The following is a 23,242-nucleotide window of genomic DNA, read 5'->3' on the forward strand; positions in this document are numbered from 1 at the left end:
TCGATCAGCGCGCCGCGAACAGTTTCTCCCGGACCTTGGCGATGCCGAACTTGAAGGCTTGATCGAGCTTGATGTGCGGCATGGCCGGAATCTCATCAGGATTGATGACGGCGTGCAGGATCGCCGGGCCGGGCGTGGCGAGGAACTCGCGCATCGTCGCCGCCAACATCGCGGGATCGCGCGCGGTGAAGCCTTTGACCCCGCAAGCCCGGGCGAAGGCAGCAAAGTCGATGTTCGGAAAGTTCGCGCCCTTCGTCGCGGGGTTGCCGGCACCCTCCTGCTCGAAGTGCACAAGGCCCCAGCCGCCGTTATCGTAAACGATGACCTTGACCGCGAGACCATGCTCGACGGTCGTCATGAATTCGCCGAGCAGCATGGTGAAGCCACCGTCGCCGGCGTGGAGGATCACCTGCCGGTCGCGGTCGAGAAGCTGCACGCCATTGGCGATCCCAAGCCCGGTGCCAACTGCAGCGTTGTTGAACGACCCGGTGATCTGCTGCAACCCGCGCGGCCGCGTCCAGTTGCCCGCCCATAGCGTGACTTCGCCGGTGTCGGTAACGAACACCGCGTCGTCATCGGCCATGTCGCTCGCCAGTCGCGCCACTGCTTGCGGATGGATCAGGTCGCTGCTTCGTGCCGGGTCGGCTTTCTCGTCAAGCATCGTGGCCCAGCTACGCCGCGCTTTGTTGGCTTCATCGAGGAAGCCGGTGTCGGCACGCTGCGGCAGGTCTTCGAGCAGCATCGAAATCGCCGGGCGAACCGATCCGACGATGCCAAGCTCGACCGGCGTGCGACGGCCAAGGGCAAAGGCGCGCTCGTCGATCTGAACGACATGGCCGTGCTTGGGCAGATACTCGACATAGGGATAGTCGGTGCCGAGCATCAGCAGCAGATCGGCGTCCATCACCGCGTCGGTCCCGGCTCGCCCCCCGATCAGACCGAGACCGCCGATCCAATTGGGGTGATCGAACGGCAGTAGGTCGAGCGCGCGGTAAGTGTGGACCAGCGGCGCATGCAGGCGCCGCGACAGTGCGTCGAGCTCGAGCGCGGCGCCGTGCGCGCCGTTGCCGCACAGCAGCGTCACGGTCTTCGCCGCGCCGATCAACGAATGCAGTGCGACCATATCCGACGGCACTGGCGCGACGTCGGGGCGTGGTCGCAGCGTCGCCATGCTCGGCACCTTGCCGTGAGCTCTGGCGCCGAAGACGTCGGGCGGGATGCTGATATGCGCGACGCCGCGCTGACCATACGCCTCGGCAATCGCCTGGTGGAACACCGCCGGGGCCTGCGAGGCGCTCGCCAGCGTTTGCGTGTACACCGCGACATCGCGGAACAGCAGGTCGGGCGTGTCCTCCTGCAGATAGTCGGTTCCGCGCAGCTCGGTCGGCACGCCGCCAGAGATCGCCAGCACCGGAGCATGATCCTTGCGCGCCTCGTACAGCCCGGCGACGAGGTGGTTGCCGCCCGGCCCAGTGGTGCCGCAGCAAACGCCGAGGCGGCCGGTCAGCTTGGCCTGCCCGGCCGCCGCCAGCGCCGCGCCTTCTTCATGCCGGACTCCGATCCACTCGATGACCTTCTGGCGGCGGATGGCGTCGGTAAAGGGGTTGAGCGCATCGCCGACGACACCGAAGACCTGCCGGACACCGATCTCCGCCAAGGTTTCCACAAGCAATTCGGCGACGGTGGTCATCAGCAAAGGCTCCAGCAGCTAGGACCGGGTAACGCGCGACGCCCGCCCGCGGCTACCACCGCCACTCATTCTCTGTGCGGCAACATCGCGGGATCCGGGGGTGGTAATCATACGCCATTGGACGCATTGGACCTGCTCGGCAGCGAAGCGAGGACCGTGTAAATGAGCAAGCAGTTTGCGAGCGCGGTCCTGAATTCAACGCGCGATTGGTTTCGTCGCGCATCTTACGGTGCGACCGGCTTTGCTCTCATCGCCTCGTCGGCTGTCTTTGCGCAGATCGTGACGATCCCTTTCGGCGGCCCACGCCCGGTAAAGCCGTCGCCGAACGCCAATCTGCTCGGTGCGCCGGCGGACATCGCCGCAGCTGTGGCCGCCAAAGGACGGCCGTCGGTCATGCGCAGCCTCGACGATCAATATCACCCCGCCGACGTGCTCACCTTTCTCGGCCTGACGCGCGGCGTCCGGGTGTTCATCGTCGAGCACGATCCCGGATATTTTGGTGAAATCGTCGGAGCTGCGGTCGGACCCGGGGGAAGGGTCACCGAACTCGTTCGCCGCGCCGTGATTCAAGATGCAGTCGCGCGGTCGAGGTTGAGCGATGCCATCGGCCGCGCCCCCAGCCTGGCGCTTCTCGCCGCCGAACCCTCGACGGTCCGGCTGGCCCCGGGCAGCCTCGATTTCGTCTTGCTTCATCTTGCGTACGAGCAGTTGCCGTCGGACGCGGCTGCACCCGGCGCCTCGAATCCTGGTGTGAGCGCATTCCTCAACAAGCTGTTCATCGCTCTGCGACCCGGTGGCATCGTCGGTGTCGTCGAACCGTCTGTCGACGCGGGCGGAGCCGGCCGCGATTCAGCGAGCGTCAAACGCGACTTCCAGCAGGCCGGCTTTGTGCTTGATGCCGCAGGTCGTATGCGCGGCGAAGAGGATGACACCGGCCTCGGCCAGCCGCAGGCCGCGACCGCCGGCAGCGCACCCGGCAACTTCATCTTGAAATTCAGGAAGCCGGAATAGCCGCGGTGTCGGCGTTTTGCTTGGCGCGTCGAAGTGCACGCTCATCAAGACGCGATCGAAACCTGCTAGAGGCGAATGACCACGCACGGCATCAGCAAGATCGATGTTTGGTGCACCCGGAGAGATTCGAACCCCCGACCCCTGCCTTCGGAGGGCAGTGCTCTATCCAGCTGAGCTACGGGTGCGTGCGGCGGCTTTAGCAAAGTCGCGGCCAACGCGCCAGCAGGCTATTTCCAGGGAATCTACTTCGCAGCCGAGGTATAGGGGACGAAGGGGCCGAGGCCGCAGCTGGCACCGCGGCTCGGGCCGCCGCCCTGGATGATGACGGTTATGATATCGACTGAACATAGCTGGCTAAGCGATGTCGAATAGCTGAAGGCGCGCTCGAAACCGAGTTGCGGGCAGCTGTTGGGCAAAGTGTTTCGCAGCACTTCGCGGTCGCTGAGGTAAAAATCGATGGTGCGGTCATCGACGACCCTTGCCTCGCGGACGCGGTTCAATTGAACGCAGGATTTCGTAATGGCCGAAGACTTTGCGGGGGCGACAGTCGTTGCAACCGCTACTGCCGACTTCTCCGGCGGCGTCGCCGTACACGCCGTCAATCCACTGCCGAGCACAAAGCAAAACGCTGGAACAACCTGCCGCATCGTGTCTTCTCGATCTGCCTAATAGGACGCGACGCTACTAAATACTAATGGTACACCTTAAGCAACCGGCTCTGAACAGGCCATGAACTCGACACCACCCTTTGGTCAGGATGAGAGACGCGTCTTTGGCAAATACGCACAGACTTCGAAAACGATGCATCGCCAGCACTCCGGCTTTCGCGCGAGGCAGACGTAGCGGCCATGCAGCAACAGCCAGTGATGTGCGTGGCGTCTGTAAGCAGCTGGAATGACTGCCATAAGCCCGTCCTCGACAGCGCGGGGCGTGGCACCGGGCGCGAGGCCGGTGCGATTTGCCACACGAAAGATGTGGGTGTCGACGGCGCAGGTCTCGTCGCCGAAAATCTCGTTGAGGATGACGTTGGCGGTCTTTCGGCCGACTCCTGGGAGGGCTTCGAGCGCGGCGCGATCGTGGGGGACCTCGCCCTTATGGTTCGCGATGAGCGCGGCGCTCAGTGCTAACACGTTCTTTGCCTTGGTGTTGAACAGGCCGATCGTGCGGATGTGGTTACGAATTTCGTCCTCGCCGAGGGCGACCATCATTTCCGGGGTGCTGGCGGCGGCGAACAGGCCCTTGGTCGCGCGATTGACGCCGATGTCGGTCGATTGTGCCGACAGGACGACGGCGACGAGCAACTCGAACGGGTTAGCATAGTCGAGCTCGGTCGTCGGGGCGGGGTTGCCCGCGCTCAGCCGCGCAAACAGCGTCTCAACATCCTCCGGACTCATCGGGCGCACACGGCCCGCACACGCCCGCACGTCGTCCGGCGCAGATACAACCCACGCGCGCCCAATCGGCTCACCCTCACTCGACGACCGGCAGCTCGATCGCGCTCGCGGTCGCCCCGCCGCGAAGCACGCTTTCGGTCGCCGCGCGATAATCGCCGGGCTTCGCGTCGAAGATGTTCGACACGAAGGTCTGCGGGTTGCGGTCGTACAGCGGGAACAGGCTCGACTGGATCTGGACCATGATCCGGTGCCCGGGCAGGAAGACATGGTCGGCGTTGGGCAGCGCGAAGCGATACTTCTGGGCCACGTTGACCGGGATCGCGGTCGGGGCCGACAGCGAATCCCGATATCGCCCGCGGAAGATGTCGAGCGCGATCGGCAACTGGTAGCCGCCCAGCTCGGGCTGCGACGGCACCTCGTCGGGGTAGACGTCGATCAACTTAATCACCCAGTCGGCGTCGGTCCCGGTCGTCGCGGCGAACAGGTTGACCATCGACTGGCCGGCGATGTGAACCGGCGCAGTCAGGACCGGCCCGACATAGCTGAGGACGTCAGTCCGCGCGTTCGCCGGGCGCTGGTCGGTAACGAGCCATTGCGTCCACACGCTGCGGTCCTCCATCCGGACCGGGCGGGGCACGAACGGGATCGGGTGCGCCGGGTCGGAGACATAATCGTCGTGCCCCTCGGCCGCCGCGCCGAAGCCGAGGCCCATGTTCGCCTGGAGGTACAGCGGCTTGAGCGCAGCAACCTTCGGCCAACTGTCGAGCCGCCGCCATTTGTTCGTGCCCGTCTCGTAACTCCACACCGGCGGTGTAGCGGCCTTGGGTGCGTCGTCCTTCAAATACTGGTCGAGGAACGGCTGCATCACGTCGCGGCGGAATTCGAGCGCGGTGTCGCCGGTGAACTTGATCGGCCCGAGGCTCGACCCGTCGTAATTCACGCCGCTGTGCCGCCACGGCCCGACGACGAGATAGGTCGGCGCGACGTTGAGCGGCTTGAGCGCGGCATAGACCGCATAGGCGCCGTAGATATCCTCCTGGTCCCAGCGTCCGACGATGAGCATCGTCGCGACATGCGGCGGATGCGCGGCGAGCGTCTTGTCGAGCGCCTGCTCCGACCAGAAGCTGTCGTACGCCGGATGCTGCATGACCTTTTGCGAATAGGGCAGGTCGGCAAGACCGTATTTCCGCGCGTAATCGCCGCTCGATCCGGCGCGGAGATACGCGGTGTAGTCGTCGTAGACCCCTTGCGCGATCGCGTCGCCGTCGTCCTTCACTTCGGTCTGCGAAGCATGATAGCCCCAGACGTTCTGCCTGAACGCGCCGTTGTGGAACCAGTCGTCGCCGCGCCAGCCGTCGACCATCGGTGACATCGGGATCGCGACCTTCAACGCCGGATGCGGGTCGGTCAGCGCCATCAGCACGGTCATCCCCTCGTACGACGAGCCGATCATCCCGACCTTGCCGTTCGATTCAGGCACGTTCTTGACCAGCCAGTCGATCGTGTCCCACGCGTCGGTCCCGTGGTCGACCTTGGTCGGATTGAGCGGCCCGCGGACCGGGCGGACCATGACGTACTCGCCGCCCGATTTATACTTGCCGCGGACGTCCTGGAAGACGCGGATATAGCCGGCGGCGGCGAAGATCTCATCGCCCTGCGGCAGCATCGACACCATCGACGGGCTGACGTTGCGCTCGGCACGCTTGTCGGCGTGGTAGGGCGTGCGCGTCAGGATGATCCCGGCGTGCGTCGCCCCCTTCGGCACGACGATGACGGTGTGGAGCTTGACCCCGTCGCGCATCGGAATCTCGACGGTCCGCTTGACGTAATCGGCGGCGGCGTCCGACGTGGGATTGGTGAAGTGCTTGGGGATGTCGGGGGTCAGCGCCGTGATGGCGGGGGCCGGGGCCGCGAGCGCGTGGGTGGCGAGGACAGCGGTCAGCGCAAGGATTTTCATCGGTGGATTTATGCGGAAGCGATGCCGCGCTGGCAACTGCGCACCTCCCGTCTGGGTTACGAAACTCAGCCCAGCCCGCGCATTAGATGACCGTCTTCGCCGCCGTTGTGACGACCGCCATGATCGCGTCCCATGCCGCCGCGACCGCCGCCTCGGCAACGACGATGCCGATATCCTGATAGCCCAGCAGGACGTTCTGCACGGCGAGCTTCTGGTTATCCTCGAGCAGTTTGATATCGCTCGGCGAAAACGTGGCGCGCTCGATCTCGATTTCGATCGCGGTTTGGGCCAGCGCGCCGAATGCGGCCTTTGCCGCCGGGGCGACGATCGCCAATTCGGTGTGCAACACGGCCTCCGCAGCGGCTGTGCCCGATGTTGCTGCGAGTTTGAGGGTCGCGCCCCAATCGATCGCCATGGCTGTGCCTCCTGTTATTGGGTCGCTGTCGCCGTGCTCGTCGTCGATGCCTTGCCCGCGCTGGCGACGCCCTTCAGCGACAGCTCGTACGTCAGCAGCACCGCGAAATTGGCATTGAGTTGTTTGCGCGTGATCGCGACGACCGGCCCCGGGATGATGTCGTCGGTCTTGTGCGCCGCCTTGAGATTGCTCATCTGCTGGGCGAGGTTGGCGAAAAACTGCGGCAGGTTCGCCGTCGACCGGTCCTGCACCGCCTCCATCCGCATCGCGAGCGCGACGAGATCGCTGTCGACCTGATCGTAGAAGGCGGCGTTCCTGGCAAAGCTCGCGCTTTGCCGCACCGCCGGGTCGGTCGACTCCGCCGCAGAGATCAGCGTCACCAGCCGCCCGTCGATCTCGCGCTGCACCGCCGAGATCGCGCTGTCGGTTGTCGCGTCGTATTGGGGGACGGTCACGCACGCGGCCGGCAGGACGGCAAGCGGCAGCGCGAGGCACAGGACTGCGATCAGCCGCTTGTGGTGCATGTGAACCCCCGACTTCGATCCCCGGCGATGCCGCCGATCGTGCCGCGAAATGATGCGCAGGATTGTGTGAGGTGACAAGAGTGCTGCCGCCGCTCGAGCTGGCTTGTGCCGCTGCCACGCCGTGCTAGCTTCGATCGTCCCTAACCTTAAGGCTCCTCCCCGATGCGATCGATCGTCTTGTCCGCAAGCCTCGTGGTCAGCCTGCTTGTCGCGCCAATCGCAGCGCTCGCTGCCCCGCGCCCCGACCAGACGGCATTCGTCGATCTCTACCGCGAACTCGTCGAGACCAACACGACGCTGTCGGGGGGCGACTGCACGGCCGCGGCGGCGAAGATGGCGGCACGATTGAAGGCGGCGGGGTTTGCCGATGCCGACCTCCATCCGTTCCAGGCCGAGGGGCATCCGAAGGAGGGCGGGCTCGTCGCGGTGCTGCCGGGCTCCGACCCCAAGGCGAAGGCAATGCTGTTGCTCGCACACATCGACGTCGTCGAGGCGAAGCGCGAGGACTGGGCGCGCGACCCGTTCAAGCTGGTCGAGGAGGGCGGCTATTTCTACGCGCGCGGCGCGAGCGACGACAAGGCGTCGGCCGCGGTGTTCGTCGATACGCTCGTCCGCTTCAAGACCGGCGGGTTTAAGCCCCGGCGAACCGTCAAGCTCGCGCTGACCTGCGGCGAGGAAACCGCGAGCGCGTTCAACGGCGCAGGCTATCTCGCGAGCCACGAGCGCAAGCTGATCGACGCCGCGTTCGCGCTCAACGAGGGCGCGGGCGGGCGGCTCGACGCCAACGGCAAGCCGATCGCGCTCAACATCGAGGCGGGCGAGAAATTCCCGCAGGATTATCGGCTCGAAGTGACCAACCCCGGCGGGCACTCGTCGCGCCCGGCGAAGGACAATGCGATCTACCGCCTCGCGCACGGGCTGGTGAACATCGAGGCTTACCAGTTCCCGGTCGAGGTCACCGACGCCTCGCGCGGCTATTACAAGACGATGGGGCCGATGGTCGGCGGCGCGATGGGGGCAGCGATGACGACGATCGCGGGCGACCCGAAGGATGCCGCAGCGGCGGCGGTGATCGAGGGCGATCCGGGGTATAACGGCATGCTCCACACGACGTGCGTCGCGACGATGCTCGATGCGGGCCACGCGACCAACGCGCTGCCGCAGCGCGCACGGGCGAACATCAACTGCCGCATCTTCCCGGGCACGTCGGCCGAGCAGGTCCGCGCGACGCTCGAACGGCTGGTTGCGGACCCGGCGGTCAAGGTGACTGCGATGGGGTCACGGAGCGAAGTGACCAAGGCACCGCCGCCGCTGACGCCTGAAATCATGGGGCCGATCACCAAGGTCGCGGCGACGATCTGGCCCGGCACGCCGATCATCCCGATCCTCACCGCTGGCGCGACCGATGGCGCGTTCCTGTCGCCGGTCGGCATCCCGACCTACGGCGTCACCGGCATGTTCGGCGACCCCGACGGCAACGGCGTCCATGGCCTGAACGAACGCATCCGCGTGGCGTCGTTGTTCAACGGCCGCGATTTTCTCTACGGGATCGTCAAGCTCTACGCGATGCAGGAGTAATTATTTGAGCAGCACCGCCGCCTTGAGCACCGCCATATAGACGCCCCACGCGATCGGCAGCCCGACCGCCGCCCACGCAAGGATTGCGGTCAGACTCGCCCCGCCGGTGTGCCCCGCGGTCGTCTCGACTGGAGTGGCGACGGGCGTCGTGTCCTCCGCCATGTGCCACTTCGCGGCGACCGGGCGAACGAGGAGGTTGGCGACGAAGCCGACCACGAGCATCGCCGCGAGGATCAGGTAGATCGGGCCGTACACCTCGGCGCGCGGGACGCCCTCGGCGATCCGCGCGTCGCGCATGCCCGCGACGAGCAGCGGCCCGGCGATTCCGGCGCACGACCATGCGGTCAGCAGCCGCCCGTGGATCGCGCCGACGTACTTCGTCCCAAACAGGTCGGCGAGATACGCCGGGACCGCCGCGAACCCGCCGCCGTACATCGACGCAAGTACCGCGAAGGTGACGATGAACAGCCCGATCGAGACCCCGGCGAAATGCGGCGCGGCGAGGCCGTAGAGGACGGCCCCGAGCGCGGTCATCACCGCATACAGCGGTTTGCGGCCGATCCGGTCGGACAGCGCCGCCCAGAAGAAGCGCCCGCCGATATTGAACAGGCTGATGATGCCGACGAAGCCCGCGCCGATCGTCGCCGCCGCTTTCTTCTGGCTCGCGTCGAAGTTGGTGAACAGCGCGGCAGCATCGCCGATCAGCCGCCCGCCGAACAGCTCCTGGAGCATCGGCGAGGCGACGCCGATGATCCCGATCGACGCCGAAACGTTGAGAAACAAGACCGTCCAGACCAGCCAGAATTGCGGCGTCCGATGGGCATTGCCGAGCGCGACGTTGAAGCGGCTCAGTGTCGTCGTCTCGGGCGAGGTCCAGCCGGCGGGAGCATAACGGTCGGGCGGGACACGGTAGCCGATCGCGCCCGCCATCATGAAGACGAAATACCCTGCGGCGAGGACGAGGAAGGTCTGCCACACGCCGACCCCGGTGGCGCTGGCGAAGTGCTTCATCAGCAGGTCGGCGAGCGGCGAGCCGATCAGCGCGCCGCCGCCGAAGCCCATGATCGCCATCCCCGTCGCCATGCCGCGCCGGTCGGGGAACCACTTGATCAGCGTCGACACCGGCGAGATGTAGCCGAGGCCCAGCCCGATGCCGCCGATCAGCCCCGAGCCGAGCCAGATCAGCCACAATTGGTGGAGCGAGACGCCGATCGCGGCGATGCCCATGCCGCCGCACCAGCAGAACGCCGCGACGACGCCCGCCTTGCGCGGTCCGACGCGCTCGAGCCAGCCGCCCCAGATCGCCGCCGCCGCGCCGAGCACGACGAAGAACAGGGTGTACGTCCAGACGAGATCGCTGACCCGCCAGTCGCACGTCGTCGTCGTCAGCGCGGTGGCGAGCGACATGCCCTTGCAGACGACCGGGTCGCCGATGCCGATCGCGTGAGCGAGCGGCAGCCAGAACACGCTGAAGCCGTACGCCATCCCGATGCACAAATGGATCGCCAGCGCGCACGGAGGGACGAGCCAGCGGTTGAACCCCGGTCCGGCGACGGTACGCGCACGGTCGAGCCAGCCAGTTGCCGGGATTGTCGCCATCATTCACTCCCCGGGGGCTCGGCTGTGGCCCTTACCCATCTTGGCTAGGGCAATGGGTACGCTAGCGATACCGTTCATATTTCGCTGCGACCGCGCGCCGCCGTACCGGCTTGGTGATTGCTGCGTCGCGTCGTAAGGATTCGGTGCGGCAACGATCGGACCCAGCGATGACTGACGGCGCTCCTCCCGCAACCCCCAATCCGCCTGGAGCCGTCAAGCAGCCGACCCGGCCGAAACTGTCCGAAGTGCTCGGTCCCGGGCTGATCACCGGCGCGTCGGACGACGACCCGAGCGGCATCGCGACCTACTCGCAGGCGGGGGCGCAGTTCGGCTACGACCTCGGCTGGGTGATGCTGTTCAGCTACCCGCTGATGTGTGCGATCCAGGAGATCAGCGCGCGGATCGGGCGGGTGACCGGGCGGGGCATCGCGGGCAATCTCCGGCTGCATTACGCCAAGCCGGTGGTGTTCGGGCTCGTTGCGCTGCTGCTCATCGCCAACACGATCAACCTCGGGGCCGACCTCGGCGCGATGGCGGCGGCGGTCGGACTCGTCATCGGCGGGCCGCATCTGTTGTATGTCGCGCTGTTCGCCTTGCTGTCGGTCGGGCTCGAGGTGTTCGTCCGCTATTCGCGCTACGTCGCGGTGCTTAAATGGCTGACGCTGTCGCTGTTCACCTATGTCGGGGTCGCGCTCGTCGTCCATATTCCCTGGGCGCACGTCGCCTACCGCATGGTCGTGCCGCATCCGGTGTGGTCGGCGGCGTATCTCACCGTCATCGTCGCGATCTTCGGCACGACGATCAGCCCGTATCTGTTCTTCTGGCAGGCCGGGGAGGAGGTCGAGGACGTCAAGGAACGGCCCGGCGCCCGACCGTTGACGCGCGCGCCCGATCAGGCGGCGGCCGAATTCCAGCGGATACGCTGGGATACCTATATCGGCATGGCGGTGTCGAACGTCGTCGCGCTATTCATCATCCTGACGACCGCGGCGACGCTCAACGCGCACGGCGTCACCGACATCCAGACGTCGGCGCAGGCGGCAGAGGCGTTGCGCCCGGTCGCGGGACCGCTGGTCTTCACCGTCTTCGCGCTCGGCATTATCGGCACCGGGCTGCTCGCGCTCCCGGTCCTCGCCGGGTCGGCGGCGTATGCGGTGGGGGAGGCGGTCGGCGCGCATGTCGGTCTCGCCCGCAAACCATCGCGGGCGAAGCTGTTCAACGGGGTGATCGTCGCCGCGACGCTGGTCGGCGCGTTTCTCAACTTCACCCCGCTCGACCCGATCAAGGCCTTGTTCTGGACCGCGGTGATCAACGGTGTCGTCGCGGTGCCGATCATGGCGATGATCGTCCTCCTCGGCAGTCGGACCGACGTGATGGGCGATTTCGTCCTGCCGCGCGGGCTGAAGACGATCGGCTGGGTGACTACGGTGGTGATGGCGCTCGCGGCGGCGGGGATGTTCGCGACGATGTGAGGCTACGCCGAAGCGCGATACTTCTCGCGCAGCGTCTCGAGCGGGACCATCCCCTCCTCGACGAGCCAGAAGGTCCAGCCGTTGCAGCTCGGGGCGTTTTGCGCCGCCGCGCCGCACTGGTGGATCGACCCCGCGGTCTCGCCCATCTCGAGGCTGCCGTCGGGGCGGACGCGCGCGCGGTGGCGGCGGCGGGCGTCGGTGAGCATCGCGCCGGGGCGGATCAGCCCGGTTTCGACGAGCGCCCCGAACGCGACGCGCGGTGCGGCGCGCTTTGACGGGGTCACCGCCATGTCGCCGCCCGATAGAGGCAGCAACTCGGCGATCCGGCGTTCGGCGACCGCGACATATTTCGCCTCGCGCTCGATGCCGATCCAGTGCCGCCCGAGCAGTTTCGCCACCGCACCGGTCGTGCCGGTGCCGAAGAACGGGTCGAGGACGATGTCGCCGGGTTCGGTGCATGCGAGCAGGACGCGATATAACAGCGCCTCGGGCTTTTGCGTCGGGTGCGCCTTGATCCCGTCGACCTTGATCCGCTCCCCCCCGGTGCAGATCGGCAGCAACCAGTCGGAGCGCATCTGCAGCTCCTCGTTCAACGCCTTCATCGCCTGATAATTGAATTTGTAACGGGCGGTGTCGGACTTGGCGCACCAGATCAGCGTCTCATGCGCGTTGGTGAAGCGTGTCCCCTTGAAGTTCGGCATCGGGTTGGCCTTGCGCCAGACGATGTCGTTCAACACCCAGAAGCCCATGTCCTGGAGCGCGGTGCCGACGCGGAAGATGTTGTGATAGCTGCCGATCGTCCAGATCGTGCCGTCGTCCTTCAATATCCGATGCGCCTCGGCGAGCCAACGCCGGGTGAAGTCGTCATAGCTGGTGAAGCTGTCGAACTTGTCCCATGCGTCGTTGACCGCGTCGACTTCGCCGCCCTCGGGCCGGTGAAGCGCCTGTGCGAGCTGGAGGTTGTACGGCGGGTCGGCGAAGATCAGGTCGACCGACTTTGCCGGCAGTTCGGCCATCGCTGCGATGCAGTCGCCGGTGACGATACGATCGAGTTCCACACGCCCCCCGGACTTGCCCTAGAATCGCTGTGAGTCCCGGGCGAGTCCGCGTCAAGCTGCGAATGGAATCAGCGTGTTGCCGCGATGTTCTGAACTGCCGCTCGAAGCGCTATGGATTGAGTGCGCAGAATGCCCGACCCCCCACGGCTGGCGGTGTTGCCCGAAAGACTCAGCCGCGCGCCGATTGCATCACCGCCGCGACGGGGGCGAAGCTGTAGCGGTGGTGCGCGGTCGCGCCGTGGCGCGCGAGCCCGGCGAAATGTTCGCGGGTCGAATAGCCCATGTTGGTCGCCCAGCCGTAATGCGGGTGCTCGGCGGCAAGCTCGGCCATCACCCTGTCGCGGGTGACCTTGGCGACGATCGAGGCGGCGGCGATCGACAGGCACAGCGCGTCGCCGCCGACGACAGTGGTCGTCGCGTGACCCCATTTCGGGCTGCGGTTGCCGTCGACGAGGACGTGACGCGGGGCGAGCTTCAGCGCGGCGACCGCGCGCTCCATCGCCAGCATCGTTGCCCAGTAGATATTGAGGTGGTCGACCTCCTCGACCGAGGCGATGCCGACGCCGATCTCGGCGCAGTCGCGGAGCATCGCCAGCAGCGCTTCGCGGCGCGCGGCGGTCAGGACCTTCGAATCGTTGAGGCCTTCGGGGTAGCAGTCGGGGTCGAGCACGACCGCAGCAGCGACGACCGGCCCGGCAAGCGGCCCGCGCCCGGCCTCATCGACCCCGGCGCAGCGCGGGCCGTGGCGGGTTTCACGGGTAAGACAGGGGGAGGGGAGGGTCGGCATCGCGCCCTTCTACTCTGACTGTGATTCTCGCGAAACCTTGGTGTCATCCCCGCGTAAGCGGGGACCCAAGGTCACTACCCTCGGTGACTTTGGCTCCCCGCTTACGCGGGAATGACACTTATTGGTGAAGCATCCACCCGTGTCCCAGCGGCCCATGCCCCGCGCCGAACCCCGGCGCATTGGCAATCGCCCCAAGCACATACGCTCGCGCCGCCGCGACCGCATCGGCAAGCGGCTCGCCCCGCCCCAGCCCGACAGCGATCGCCGACGCCAGCGTGCAGCCAGTGCCGTGGGTGTGCCGGGTCTCGATCCGCGCGCTGGCAAACCGCGTCTGGAGATTGCCGGTGATGAGCCAGTCGGCGACCTCGTCGCCGCCAAGATGCCCGCCCTTCGCCAGGACAGCCCGCGCGCCCATCCCGAGCAATTCCTGCGCCGCGAGGACCGCATCGCCCTCGTCCTCGACGTGCGTCCCGGTCAGCGCGGCGAGTTCGGGCGTGTTCGGCGTGACGATCCTCGCCAGCGGCAGCAAATGCCGGACCAGCGCCTCGACGGCATCATCGGCGAGCAGGCTCGCCCCGCCCTTCGCCACCATCACCGGATCGAGCACGATCGGCACTCTCACCCCGCGCAAGACCTCCGCCACCGCCGCGATCAGCGCGGCATCGCCAAGCATCCCGATCTTGACCGCATCGACCCCGATATCGTCGATCACCGCGCGCATCTGCGCGACGACGATCTCCGCCGGGATCGGATGAACGCCGCTCACCACAAGCGTATTCTGCACCGTCACCGCAGTCACCGCGGTTGCCGCATAGCCGCCGAGCATCGTCACCGTCTTGATGTCGGCCTGAATGCCCGCCCCGCCGGAGGAGTCCGAGCCGGCGATGATAAAGATGCGGGGAATCACGGCTTGTAGTGGCGAACCGTCGACGCCGGATGCTTTGCCAGCATCGCCGCCGGGCGGATCGGGCGCCGCTCGAAGCCGCCGCCGCAGTTCGGGCAGACGTTCGCCATCGGCCCGTCGACACACTCCGGGCAGAAGGTGCATTCGTAGGTGCAGATGCGTGCGTCGGCGTCGGGGGGCAGGTCGCGGCCGCAGCGTTCGCAGTCGGGTCGCAGGTCGAGCATCAGCCCGCCGCCACCACTGCGGCGCAGATCTCGTCGACGACTTCGGTGACCAGCCCGATGTCCTCGCCTTCGGCCATGACGCGGATCAGCGGTTCGGTGCCCGATTTGCGGATCAGCAGGCGGCCGGTGCCGTTCAACCGTGCCTCGCCCGCCGCGATCACGCGCTTGACGCCGTCGGTATCGAGCGGCGCGCCACCCGAGAAGCGGACGTTCTTGAGCAATTGCGGCAGCGGGTCGAACAGATGGAGAAGTTCGCTCGCCGGCTTGCCGCTCGTTACCAGCACGCTTAAAATCTGCAGCGCCGCAACCAGCCCGTCGCCGGTCGTCGCGTAGTCGCGCAGGATGATGTGCCCCGACTGCTCGCCGCCGACGTTGAAGCCGCGCGCGCGCATCGCCTCGAGGACATAGCGGTCGCCAACGTTGGTCCGTTCGAGCGTCAGCCCCTGTCCCGTCAGGTAGCGTTCGAGCCCGAGGTTCGACATCACCGTCGCGACGAGCCCGCCGCCCTTGAGCTTGCCCTTTTTCGCCCAGTCGGTGACGACGAGCGCCATCAACTGGTCGCCGTCGACGAGTGCCCCGTTTTCATCGGCGACGATTAGCCGGTCGGCGTCGCCGTCCAGTGCGATACCGATGTGGGCGCCGCTGGCGACGACGCGCTCCTGCATCGCCTCGGGGTGGGTCGAGCCGATCCCGGCGTTGACGTTGAAGCCGTCGGGGTCGACGCCGATCGGGATGACGTCGGCGCCCAATTCCCACAACGCCATCGGCGCGACCTTGTACGCCGCGCCGTGGGCGCAATCGATGACGATGCGGAGCCCGTCGAGGCGCAGCCGGTCGGGAAAGCTCGACTTCGCCGAATGGATGTAGCGTCCCTGCGCGTCGTCGATGCGGCGCGCACGGCCGATCGCGGCGGGGGCGGCGAGGACCGGCGCGGTGTCGATCAGCGCCTCGATCTCGAGCTCGTCGGCGTCGGACAATTTATACCCGTCGGGGCCGAATAGCTTGATCCCGTTGTCGTGGAACGGGTTGTGGCTCGCCGAGACCATGACGCCCAAGTCGGCGCGCATCGAGCGTGTCAGCATCGCCACCGCCGGCGTCGGCATCGGCCCGACCTGAACGACGTCCATGCCGACGCTGGTGAACCCCGCAGTCAGCGCCGACTCGATCATATAGCCCGACAGCCGCGTGTCCTTGCCGATCAGGACGCGGTGCTTGTGGCTGCCGCGGAGGAACTTCGTCCCCGCCGCCTGACCGACGCGCATCGCCACTTCGGGCGTCATCGGCGCGGTGTTGGTCAGGCCGCGAATGCCGTCGGTGCCGAAATATTTGCGCGTCATGGTGCTTCATTACCCCTTAACGAGTCATACCTTGGGGCAACGCCCTACCGCAAGCATCGGAGACACGGCATGAACAACCGCACCCTCGGCGACGGCCTGACAGTATCGGCGCTCGGCCTCGGCTGCATGGGCATGGCGGGCGCGAGCGGGATGACCGCGATGTACGGCGCGGTCGACGAGGGCGAGGCGATCGCCACCGTCCACCGCGCGATCGACCTCGGCATCACCTTCTTCGACACCGCCGAAGTCTATGGCCCGTTCGCCAACGAAATTTTGCTCGGTCGCGCAATTAAGGGCCGCCGCGACGGGCTCGTTATCGCGACCAAGTTCGGCTTCCGCATCGGTGAGGGACTGAGCGGCACCGACAGCCGCCCCGAGCATATTCGCGCGGTCGCCGAGGCCAGCCTCAAGCGACTCGACATCGACGTCATCGACCTGTTCTACCAACACCGCGTCGACGCGGCGGTGCCGATCGAGGACGTCGTCGGCACGCTCGCCGACCTCGTCCACGAAGGCAAGATCCGTCACATCGGGCTGAGCGAGGCGGGCGCGGCGACGCTGCGGCGCGCGGCGGCGGTCCACCCGATCGCGGCGCTGCAGAGCGAATATTCATTGTGGGAGCGCGGCGCCGAGGCGGAGATCCTGCCATTGTGCCGCGAACTCGGGATCGGCTTCGTGCCGTATTCGCCGCTCGGACGCGGCTTCCTCGCGGGGACGGCGAAGCGCGCCGAGGACTATCCCGACAGCGACTACCGCAAGCGCGACCCGCGCTACCAGGGCGAGAATTTCGACGCCAACATGCGCGCGGTCGCCGTCGTCCGCGAGATCGGCGAGCGCCACGACGCGAGCGCGGCGCAGGTCGCGCTGGCTTGGCTGCTCGCGCAGGGGGACGATGTCGTGCCGATCCCGGGGATGAAGCGCCGGGTGACGCTCGAGGACAGCGTTCGGGCGGTCGACGTCGTGCTGACCAGCGACGATCTCGCGGCGCTCGATGCGGCGTCGCCGGTGGGGGGAACCGCGGGGCCGCGGTATGGCAGTGCGGCGATGCTCGCGATGGTCGGGCGGTAGGCCTTACCGCTCAACGACCGGCGCGGCGGCAGCCATCATGTCGAACAACCGGTCGGGATCGCTCCCGCGCATCTTGCCGAGCATCATCTCGGGACCATCGCCTACCAAAATCTCGCGCGTCCCCGCTGCCATCCCGGCAAGGATCGTCGCGGCGGCGCTTTCGGGGCTGACCCCGGCGTCGATGCTCGCGTCGCTACGCCCGCGCTCGGCCCCGCCGCCCTCAAGCGCGTGGACCGCGATGCCGGTCCGGACGAAGCCCGGGGTGACGACATGGACCGCGACGCCGTACTGGGCGATTTCGGCGCGGAGTGCGTCGGCGTAGCCGATCATCGCGTGCTTCGCGGCGCAATAGCCGGTCCGCATCGGGCTCCCCGCCTTGCCAGCGATCGACGCGATCATCACGATGCGCCCCGCCTTCGCCGCGACCATGCCGGGAAGGACGAGCTGCGTCAGCCGCACGGGCGCGAAGAAATCGACCTCCATGATCCTGCGGTAGACCTCGAAATCGGTATCGAGCGCGAGGCTGCGCTGCGAGATGCCGGCGTTGTTGACGAGGATGTCGACCGGCCCAGCGTCGGCGGCGATGCCCGGCAACGCGCCGAGATCGGTCGTGTCGAAGGCGATCGTCCGCGCCCCCTGGCACTGGCCCGCGATTTCGGCGAGCGCGGCTTCGTTGCGCCCCGACAGGACAAGCTTCGCGCCCTCGGCGGCGAAGGCGACCGCGAGCGCCGCGCCGATCCCCGACGACGCGCCGGTGATCCAGACCGTCTGTTCGGCGTACTTCATCCCATCCCCCACAGGTTCGGCCCGCCCGCATAGGGATGGGCGAAGGTCGCGACAGCGAACAGCACAATGCCGCCGATCAGCGCGACCCAGCCGGGCATCGCGAAGCCGCGCCCGAACGGCATGAAGCTTGTCGCCGCTTCGTGTGCGCCCCACGCCGCGCCGAGTTGTTCGCGCTTCTTGCGGTCCTGAAAGTGTGCGCCGACCAGCGCGAGGATCAGGACGGCGCTGCTCAATGCGATGTCGCGGCTGGTCCCGCCGAGCGTCGCGTGGACGATCGCCCACAAAGCGAACGCCCACATCATCGGGTGGCGGGTGATGCGCTGGACTCCACGCGGGCCGGCGGATGCAGCGGCGGCGGGGGTCCCCATCAGCGCCGGGTTCGGCGCGGTCATCGATCCGACGAACAGGATCATCGCGATCAGCATCACCACCCCGGCGAGCGGCCACGCCCATGCCGGGGCAGTCCACACGACATCGACCGGAGCGCGACGCCACTCGAACACCGCCCAGCCAAGCGTGGCGAACGCGACGAGCGAATAGACCCCGGCGAACCCGCCCGCGCCGAACGCCTTGACGAGTGGCGCGCGGAGGGGGTGCGACAGGAGGAAATGGCTGCCGACGAACGCGACGAGGGCGATGATGAGAAGCGTCATCGTCCTTCCCCCTCCCCCACGGTCGCGGCCGCGTGCATCCTAAGGCCGATACGCCAGCGGCAGCGCGTCGTGCTGCAGATGCAGATACCGGTCGCGCAACTCGGTCTGGCGCGAGGTGATCGGCTGGGCGACGCCGTCGATCAGCACCGCGACCGGGGCCGATTGAAGCTCGAGCGGGTCGCCGTCCCAGACGACGAGGTCGGCGCGCTTGCCCGGGGCGATCGTGCCGGTGTCGGTCATGCCGAAGATCTCGGCGGGGTTGCGGGTGATCAGGCTCAACGCCTGGTCGCGGGTCAACCCGACGCCGCCCGGCAAGCGGCCCTGCGCGACGATGTTGCCCGCGAATTGCGTGACGTTGCGCGGCTGGTTGGTCGACTCGCCGCCCGACGTGCCGAGGCCGACGAGGACACCCGCCGCGACGAGCCGCCCGACGTTCGACTTGGTCGACGCGATCGTCTCGAACGCATCGGGCAGGTCGTCGATCGCGCTGGTGATGACGGGGACGTGCGCCGCCGCGATCCGGTCGGCGATCGTCCAGCCCTCGCGCGCGCCGAACAGGATCAGGCGAAGCTTGGGGAAGTCGGTGCGCAGCGCGAGGACCGCGAGAATGTCCGACGCGCGCTCGACATGGACGACGAGCGGCTGCTGCCCCTCGACGACAGGTACCAACGCGGCCGTATCGGCGCGCGGATAGAGGTTCTCGTGGTTGCCGGTCTCGCGGCCGCGATGCGCGGCGTACTCGCGGGCCTCGTCGAGCGCGTTTCTGAACGCGGCGAACGACGCTGTGCGGCTGCCCCCCGCCGCCTCGGCACCGTTCTCGCCGAGTTCGACGAGCTGGAAAGCCTTGCCGCGCGTCAGGATATCGGGGCCGTCGGACAAGCGGATCAGCGCGCCCTGCCCGGCGAAGATGTCCCTGCTCGCTTCGGGGGCGACGACCGCGCGGGTGACCCCGCCGGCGCGCGCGACCGCGATCCCGGTTTCGCGCCCGTTGAGCGCCGGGACGACGTCGAGCGCGGCGGAGAAGGGCGACTTGTTTGCGCGGGTATCGTTCGCCTCGCGGACGCCGCCGACCTCGTCGATGCCGAGGTCGGACATGCCGACGACGAGTCCGGGGGTGATGACCTTGCCGGTCGCGTCGATCGTCTGCGTGCCCGCTGGCACCGCGACACCGCTGCCGACCGCAATGATGCGCCCATTATCGACGACGACGGTCGCATTCTCGATCGTCGCCCCCGCGCCGGTCATCACCGTCCCGCCGGTGAAGGCGACGGGAGCGGCGGTGGCGGGAAGCGCGGAGCATCCCCAACCCAGCATTGTCATCCCCGCGAAAGCGGGGACCCAATGTCGCAACATTGTGACCTTGGGTCCCCGCTTTCGCAGGGATGACAGCGAGAGCGTGATTAGAAACGGCACCCGATTCACTTGACGTCTCCCGAGCCGGGCTGGCCGAGTTCGAAGTCGGTTCGCGGGCGGCGGTTGGGGTCGGCGGCGTCGTACATCAGCGCGCCGTCGATCCACACGCGTTCGGGACGCGAATAGACGCTGAACGGGTCGCCGTTCCACAGCACGACGTCGGCCATCTTGCCAGGTTCGAGGCTGCCGGTTTGCTTGTCGATGCCGAGCCCCTTCGCCGGGTTCAACGACAGCCATTCGAACGCGACCTCGGGGGCGACGACGATGCCCGCCCGGCGTCCGGCGGCCATCGCCTTCGCGGCTTCCTGGTTCAAACGCTGGATGCCGTTCGGGTCGTCGGAGTGGACGATCGCGCACGCCCCGGCGTTGTGAACCATGGCAATATTCTCGCGGATGCCGTCATAGCTTTCCATCTTGAAGCCCCACCAGTCGGCCCACATCGCCGAGCAGATGTTCTCCTTCCGCAGCAGGTCGGCGATCTTGTAGCTTTCGACCGCGTGGTGGAACGCACTGACATGATAGCCGAATTCCTTCGACATCGCGATCACGTTGGCCATCTCGTCGGCGCGGTAGCAGTGGTTCTGGACGAGGATGTCGCCGTTCAACACGCCCATCAGCGTGTCGTTGACGAGTTCGCGCTTGGGCGCGTCGGTCGGCTTTGCGGTCCCGGCCTTCGCCTTCTTGGTATAATCGTCCCACTTGCGCTTGTAGATCACCGCGTCGGACCACGCCTGGCGGTCGACCGCGATGTTGCCCATCCGCGTCTGCGGCGAGATGTTGCGGCTGCCGTAGACGCGCTTTGGGTTCTCGCCGCACGCCATCTTGAGGCTCGGCTTGGCCCCGGGGAACTTCATGTCCTGCGCGGTCCGGCCGAGGACGTTCTTGACCGTGACGCCGCGCCCGCCAAACAGGTTCGCCGAACCCGGCAAGATGTGAAACGTCGTCACGCCGCCTGCGAGTGCGCGGGTAAAGCCGGGGTCCTGCGGCCAGATCGAATGTTCGGCCCAGACGTCGGCGGTGTTCGGACGCGTCGCCTCATTGCCGTCGCTGTTCGCCTGGACGCCGGGCGACGGATAGTCGCCGAGGTGGCTGTGGATGTCGATGATGCCGGGCGTGACGAACTTGCCCGCCGCCTCGATCACCGTTGCGCCTGCCGGGATCGCGACGGTCGCGCCGACCTCGGCGACCTTGCCGTTTTCGAGCCGGACCATGCCGGGGGCGAACTTCCGCCCCGCGCCGTCGTACACCGTCGCACCGCGGATCACCGTCGTGACGCCGGGGTAGGGATGGTACGTCGACGGGTACGGATCGGTGGGAATCGCGACGATCTCCGCCGGCCCCGCCGCCTTGTCGCCCGCAGTCTTGGGATGCTCGCCGGACGCGCACGCCGCGACCCCGAGCAGCGCGAACAGAAACAGCCGCCGCATCAATCGACTCCGTGCATCAGGCGTTTGAGGAGGGGCGAAATCACGAGGAGGACCAGCCCGATCCCCGCCGCGATCAGACCGATCGTCTGGAACACCCCGGCATAGGTATCGAGGCTGACCTTCAGATTGGTCACCTGCCCGCCGACCGTTTCTACGCTCGCGACCTGCGCGACGACCCCGGCGACGTACTGCGCGCAGCTGATCGACAGGAACCACACCCCCATCATCATGCCGACGATCCGCGCAATCGACAGCTTGGTGATCATGCTCAACCCGACCGGCGAGATGCACAATTCGGCGAGTGAATGGACGAGGTACAGCCCCGCGAGCCACCAGATGCCGACCTTGAAGTCGGGCCCGGCGAACTTCGTGCCGAACACCAACAGGAGGAAGCCCGCCCCGACGCCGATCAGCGCGACGCCGAACTTGACCGGGATGCCGGGCTCGATGCCGCGCTTGGCGAGCGTGACCCACAGCTTCGCGAGCATCGGCGCGCAGACGACGATGAAGAACGCGTTGAAGAACTGCGTCTGCCCCGCGGTGATGCTGAAGTTGGGGAACAGCGACGGGAACATGCGGAGGTCGGTGTTGCGGTCGGCGAACAAGGTCAGCGACGACCCCGCTTGCTCGAACAACGTCCAGAAGACGACGTTGAAGACGATCAGGACGATCGCCGCGACCATCATCTCGAACTCCTGCCGCGTGCCGGCGCGGAGGCTCCAGATCGGGATGCCGATGACCGATGCGAGGAAGGTGAAGAACAACACTTTGCCGAGGATCGGCAGGCCGAGGATGTACCCGCCGATGCCCTGTCCCTTGATCGGCGGCGGGGCGTCCATCAGGTTGGTGAACAGGAACCAGATCAGCGGGATCGCAAGCAGCGCGAGGACGTAGATCATGATCCCCTTGTCGCCGCCCGCCTGGACCGGGGTCTCACCGATTCCCGCCATCTTCGGCCCGGCGAACTGGATCAGCCCCCACGACACCGCCATGCCGATCGCGGCGAGGCCGAACCCCGCCCACCAGCCGAGCCCGTCCCAGACGCCGGGGATGCCGACCGCAAGCAGCGGACACAGCAATTGCGAGAACAATGAGCCGAGGTTGATGCCCATGTAGAAGATCGTGAACCCGGCATCGCGCCGCCGGTCGCCGTTGGCATACAGCGAGCCGACCATCGTCGAGATGTTCGGCTTGAAGAAACCGTTGCCGACCGTCACCGCCGACAGGCCGATCAGCATGATCATCGTATAGAGCGGGTTGCGCTCGCCGCCGGGGACGAAGCCGCCCTTCGCCACCGTCCGGTCGACCACGCCGTCGGCACCGGTCAGCGTCACCGAGCCATCGTCGTTGCCCTTGATCGCGAGCCGCTTGCCGTGGTCGACGACATATTGCTGCTTGGCCGCGGTCGAGCGGTCGACGACGACTTCGTAGCGCTGGCCGTCGATCGTCGCGAACGGCTTCGCCGCGTCGCCGCCGAAGCATAGAGTAAGATATCCGCACGCCATGACGATCGCGCCGAACTTCACCGACCGCTTCGACCCGAGGTAGCGATCGGCGATCAGCCCGCCGACGAGCGGGGTCAGGTACACGAGCGCGGTGAAGCCGCCGTACAGGCTGGTCGTGGTCGAATCGCTGAACAGGAAATGGTCGGCGAGGTAGAGCGTGAGCAGCGCCCGCATGCCGTAATAACCGAAGCGCTCCATCGCCTCGGTCGTGAACAGCCGCGCCAGTTGCCGGGGATGGCCGAACCACAACGGTCCGGCGGCGGGGATACTGGCCATGAAACTCCCTTGACGCGCCAGCCGCTCGAACGGCGGCCGTTGGGGGTACACTAGCGGGACGTGCGGGGGGAGCAAGGGGGAGGCGCTAGCGGCACCAGCCGCGCGCGGGTGGAGGTTGGATGTCAACGAGCCGGGGAGAGGCGGCGGCTTGCGCCCCTGAATCG

The 23,242-nt window shown here is 67.1% G+C and carries 21 protein-coding genes and 1 tRNA gene; 4 read left to right on the top strand and 18 right to left on the bottom strand.

Annotated elements, in window-relative coordinates; genetic code table 11:
• Window positions 1-4 precede the first annotated feature (4 nt).
• On the bottom strand, window positions 5-1,690 hold the full coding sequence (locus KTC28_RS06115) for a thiamine pyrophosphate-binding protein (RefSeq protein ID WP_255602323.1): 1,686 nt from the start codon (window positions 1,688-1,690) through the stop codon (window positions 5-7).
• A gap of 393 nt (window positions 1,691-2,083) precedes the next feature.
• Between KTC28_RS06115 and KTC28_RS06120 the strand changes: the two genes are divergently transcribed.
• A complete protein-coding gene (locus KTC28_RS06120; protein WP_216709460.1) occupies window positions 2,084-2,701 on the top strand; it encodes a hypothetical protein in 618 nt (205 codons plus the stop codon).
• Between the two features lie 108 nt (window positions 2,702-2,809).
• Here KTC28_RS06120 and KTC28_RS06125 read toward each other — a convergent pair.
• The 6 genes from KTC28_RS06125 to KTC28_RS06150 all read right to left on the bottom strand — a co-directional run bounded on the left by KTC28_RS06125 (window position 2,810) and on the right by KTC28_RS06150 (window position 6,991).
• Window positions 2,810-2,886 (bottom strand) — tRNA-Arg (locus KTC28_RS06125).
• A 57-nt stretch (window positions 2,887-2,943) separates the two neighbouring features.
• Window positions 2,944-3,348, bottom strand: a complete 405-nt coding sequence (locus tag KTC28_RS06130; RefSeq protein WP_216709459.1) for a hypothetical protein — start codon at window positions 3,346-3,348, stop codon at window positions 2,944-2,946.
• A gap of 105 nt (window positions 3,349-3,453) precedes the next feature.
• Window positions 3,454-4,095 (bottom strand): endonuclease III, encoded by a 642-nt coding sequence (gene nth / locus KTC28_RS06135; RefSeq protein WP_216709458.1) that lies wholly within the window; start codon window positions 4,093-4,095, stop codon window positions 3,454-3,456.
• 76 nt (window positions 4,096-4,171) lie between these two features.
• Window positions 4,172-6,052, bottom strand: a complete 1,881-nt coding sequence (locus KTC28_RS06140) for a CocE/NonD family hydrolase (RefSeq protein WP_216709457.1) — start codon at window positions 6,050-6,052, stop codon at window positions 4,172-4,174.
• Window positions 6,053-6,134: 82 nt separating this feature from the next.
• Window positions 6,135-6,467, bottom strand: coding sequence for a hypothetical protein (locus KTC28_RS06145; protein WP_216709456.1), 333 nt, complete (start codon window positions 6,465-6,467; stop codon window positions 6,135-6,137).
• A gap of 14 nt (window positions 6,468-6,481) precedes the next feature.
• Window positions 6,482-6,991, bottom strand: a complete 510-nt coding sequence (locus KTC28_RS06150) for a hypothetical protein (RefSeq protein WP_216709455.1) — start codon at window positions 6,989-6,991, stop codon at window positions 6,482-6,484.
• Between the two features lie 162 nt (window positions 6,992-7,153).
• Here KTC28_RS06150 and KTC28_RS06155 point away from each other — a divergent pair, with 162 nt between their 5' ends.
• On the top strand, window positions 7,154-8,569 hold the full coding sequence (locus KTC28_RS06155) for a M20/M25/M40 family metallo-hydrolase (RefSeq protein WP_216709454.1): 1,416 nt from the start codon (window positions 7,154-7,156) through the stop codon (window positions 8,567-8,569).
• On the opposite strand, the gene KTC28_RS06160 is transcribed toward KTC28_RS06155, so the two are convergent.
• Window positions 8,570-10,168, bottom strand: a complete 1,599-nt coding sequence (locus KTC28_RS06160) for an OFA family MFS transporter (protein WP_216709453.1) — start codon at window positions 10,166-10,168, stop codon at window positions 8,570-8,572.
• A 167-nt stretch (window positions 10,169-10,335) separates the two neighbouring features.
• Here KTC28_RS06160 and KTC28_RS06165 point away from each other — a divergent pair, with 167 nt between their 5' ends.
• Window positions 10,336-11,640 (top strand): NRAMP family divalent metal transporter, encoded by a 1,305-nt coding sequence (locus KTC28_RS06165; RefSeq protein WP_216709452.1) that lies wholly within the window; start codon window positions 10,336-10,338, stop codon window positions 11,638-11,640.
• 2 nt (window positions 11,641-11,642) lie between these two features.
• Here the strand turns inward: KTC28_RS06165 and KTC28_RS06170 are convergent, their stop codons facing one another.
• From KTC28_RS06170 to glmM, 5 genes are all read right to left on the bottom strand, one after another.
• A complete protein-coding gene (locus tag KTC28_RS06170; protein ID WP_216709599.1) occupies window positions 11,643-12,656 on the bottom strand; it encodes a site-specific DNA-methyltransferase in 1,014 nt (337 codons plus the stop codon).
• Between the two features lie 211 nt (window positions 12,657-12,867).
• Window positions 12,868-13,485, bottom strand: a complete 618-nt coding sequence (gene rnhB, locus KTC28_RS06175) for a ribonuclease HII (protein ID WP_216709451.1) — start codon at window positions 13,483-13,485, stop codon at window positions 12,868-12,870.
• A 118-nt stretch (window positions 13,486-13,603) separates the two neighbouring features.
• Window positions 13,604-14,392 carry a bifunctional hydroxymethylpyrimidine kinase/phosphomethylpyrimidine kinase gene (thiD, locus tag KTC28_RS06180; protein ID WP_216709450.1) on the bottom strand — a complete coding sequence of 263 codons (789 nt, stop codon included), beginning with the start codon at window positions 14,390-14,392 and terminating at the stop codon, window positions 13,604-13,606.
• Complete coding sequence (locus tag KTC28_RS06185; RefSeq protein ID WP_216709449.1) at window positions 14,389-14,613, bottom strand: DUF1272 domain-containing protein; 225 nt, start codon at window positions 14,611-14,613, stop codon at window positions 14,389-14,391. Before KTC28_RS06185 ends, thiD begins: the two co-directional genes overlap by 4 nt.
• Complete coding sequence (glmM, locus tag KTC28_RS06190) at window positions 14,613-15,950, bottom strand: phosphoglucosamine mutase (RefSeq protein WP_216709448.1); 1,338 nt, start codon at window positions 15,948-15,950, stop codon at window positions 14,613-14,615. The genes KTC28_RS06185 and glmM overlap by 1 nt, the downstream gene beginning before the upstream one ends.
• A 69-nt stretch (window positions 15,951-16,019) precedes the next feature.
• On the opposite strand from glmM, the gene KTC28_RS06195 reads away from it, so the two are divergent.
• The gene (locus KTC28_RS06195; protein WP_216709447.1) at window positions 16,020-17,018 is read left to right on the top strand and encodes an aldo/keto reductase; all 999 of its coding nucleotides are present in this window, start codon (window positions 16,020-16,022) and stop codon (window positions 17,016-17,018) included.
• A gap of 3 nt (window positions 17,019-17,021) precedes the next feature.
• Here KTC28_RS06195 and KTC28_RS06200 read toward each other — a convergent pair whose 3' ends face one another.
• The 5 genes from KTC28_RS06200 to KTC28_RS06220 form a co-directional block, all read right to left on the bottom strand.
• On the bottom strand, window positions 17,022-17,804 hold the full coding sequence (locus KTC28_RS06200) for an SDR family NAD(P)-dependent oxidoreductase (RefSeq protein WP_216709446.1): 783 nt from the start codon (window positions 17,802-17,804) through the stop codon (window positions 17,022-17,024).
• Window positions 17,801-18,457 (bottom strand): NnrU family protein, encoded by a 657-nt coding sequence (locus KTC28_RS06205; RefSeq protein ID WP_216709445.1) that lies wholly within the window; start codon window positions 18,455-18,457, stop codon window positions 17,801-17,803. The genes KTC28_RS06200 and KTC28_RS06205 overlap by 4 nt, the downstream gene beginning before the upstream one ends.
• Window positions 18,458-18,496: 39 nt before the next feature.
• The gene (locus KTC28_RS06210) at window positions 18,497-19,771 is read right to left on the bottom strand and encodes an amidohydrolase family protein (RefSeq protein ID WP_255602324.1); all 1,275 of its coding nucleotides are present in this window, start codon (window positions 19,769-19,771) and stop codon (window positions 18,497-18,499) included.
• A 104-nt stretch (window positions 19,772-19,875) separates the two neighbouring features.
• Window positions 19,876-21,297 carry an amidohydrolase gene (locus tag KTC28_RS06215; protein WP_216709443.1) on the bottom strand — a complete coding sequence of 474 codons (1,422 nt, stop codon included), beginning with the start codon at window positions 21,295-21,297 and terminating at the stop codon, window positions 19,876-19,878.
• Window positions 21,297-23,078, bottom strand: a complete 1,782-nt coding sequence (locus KTC28_RS06220) for a peptide MFS transporter (RefSeq protein WP_216709442.1) — start codon at window positions 23,076-23,078, stop codon at window positions 21,297-21,299. The genes KTC28_RS06215 and KTC28_RS06220 overlap by 1 nt, the downstream gene beginning before the upstream one ends.
• Between the last annotated feature and the right edge of the window lie 164 nt (window positions 23,079-23,242).

This window comes from Polymorphobacter megasporae (genome assembly GCF_018982885.2).
Classification (GTDB): Bacteria; Pseudomonadota; Alphaproteobacteria; order Sphingomonadales; family Sphingomonadaceae; genus Polymorphobacter_B; species Polymorphobacter_B megasporae.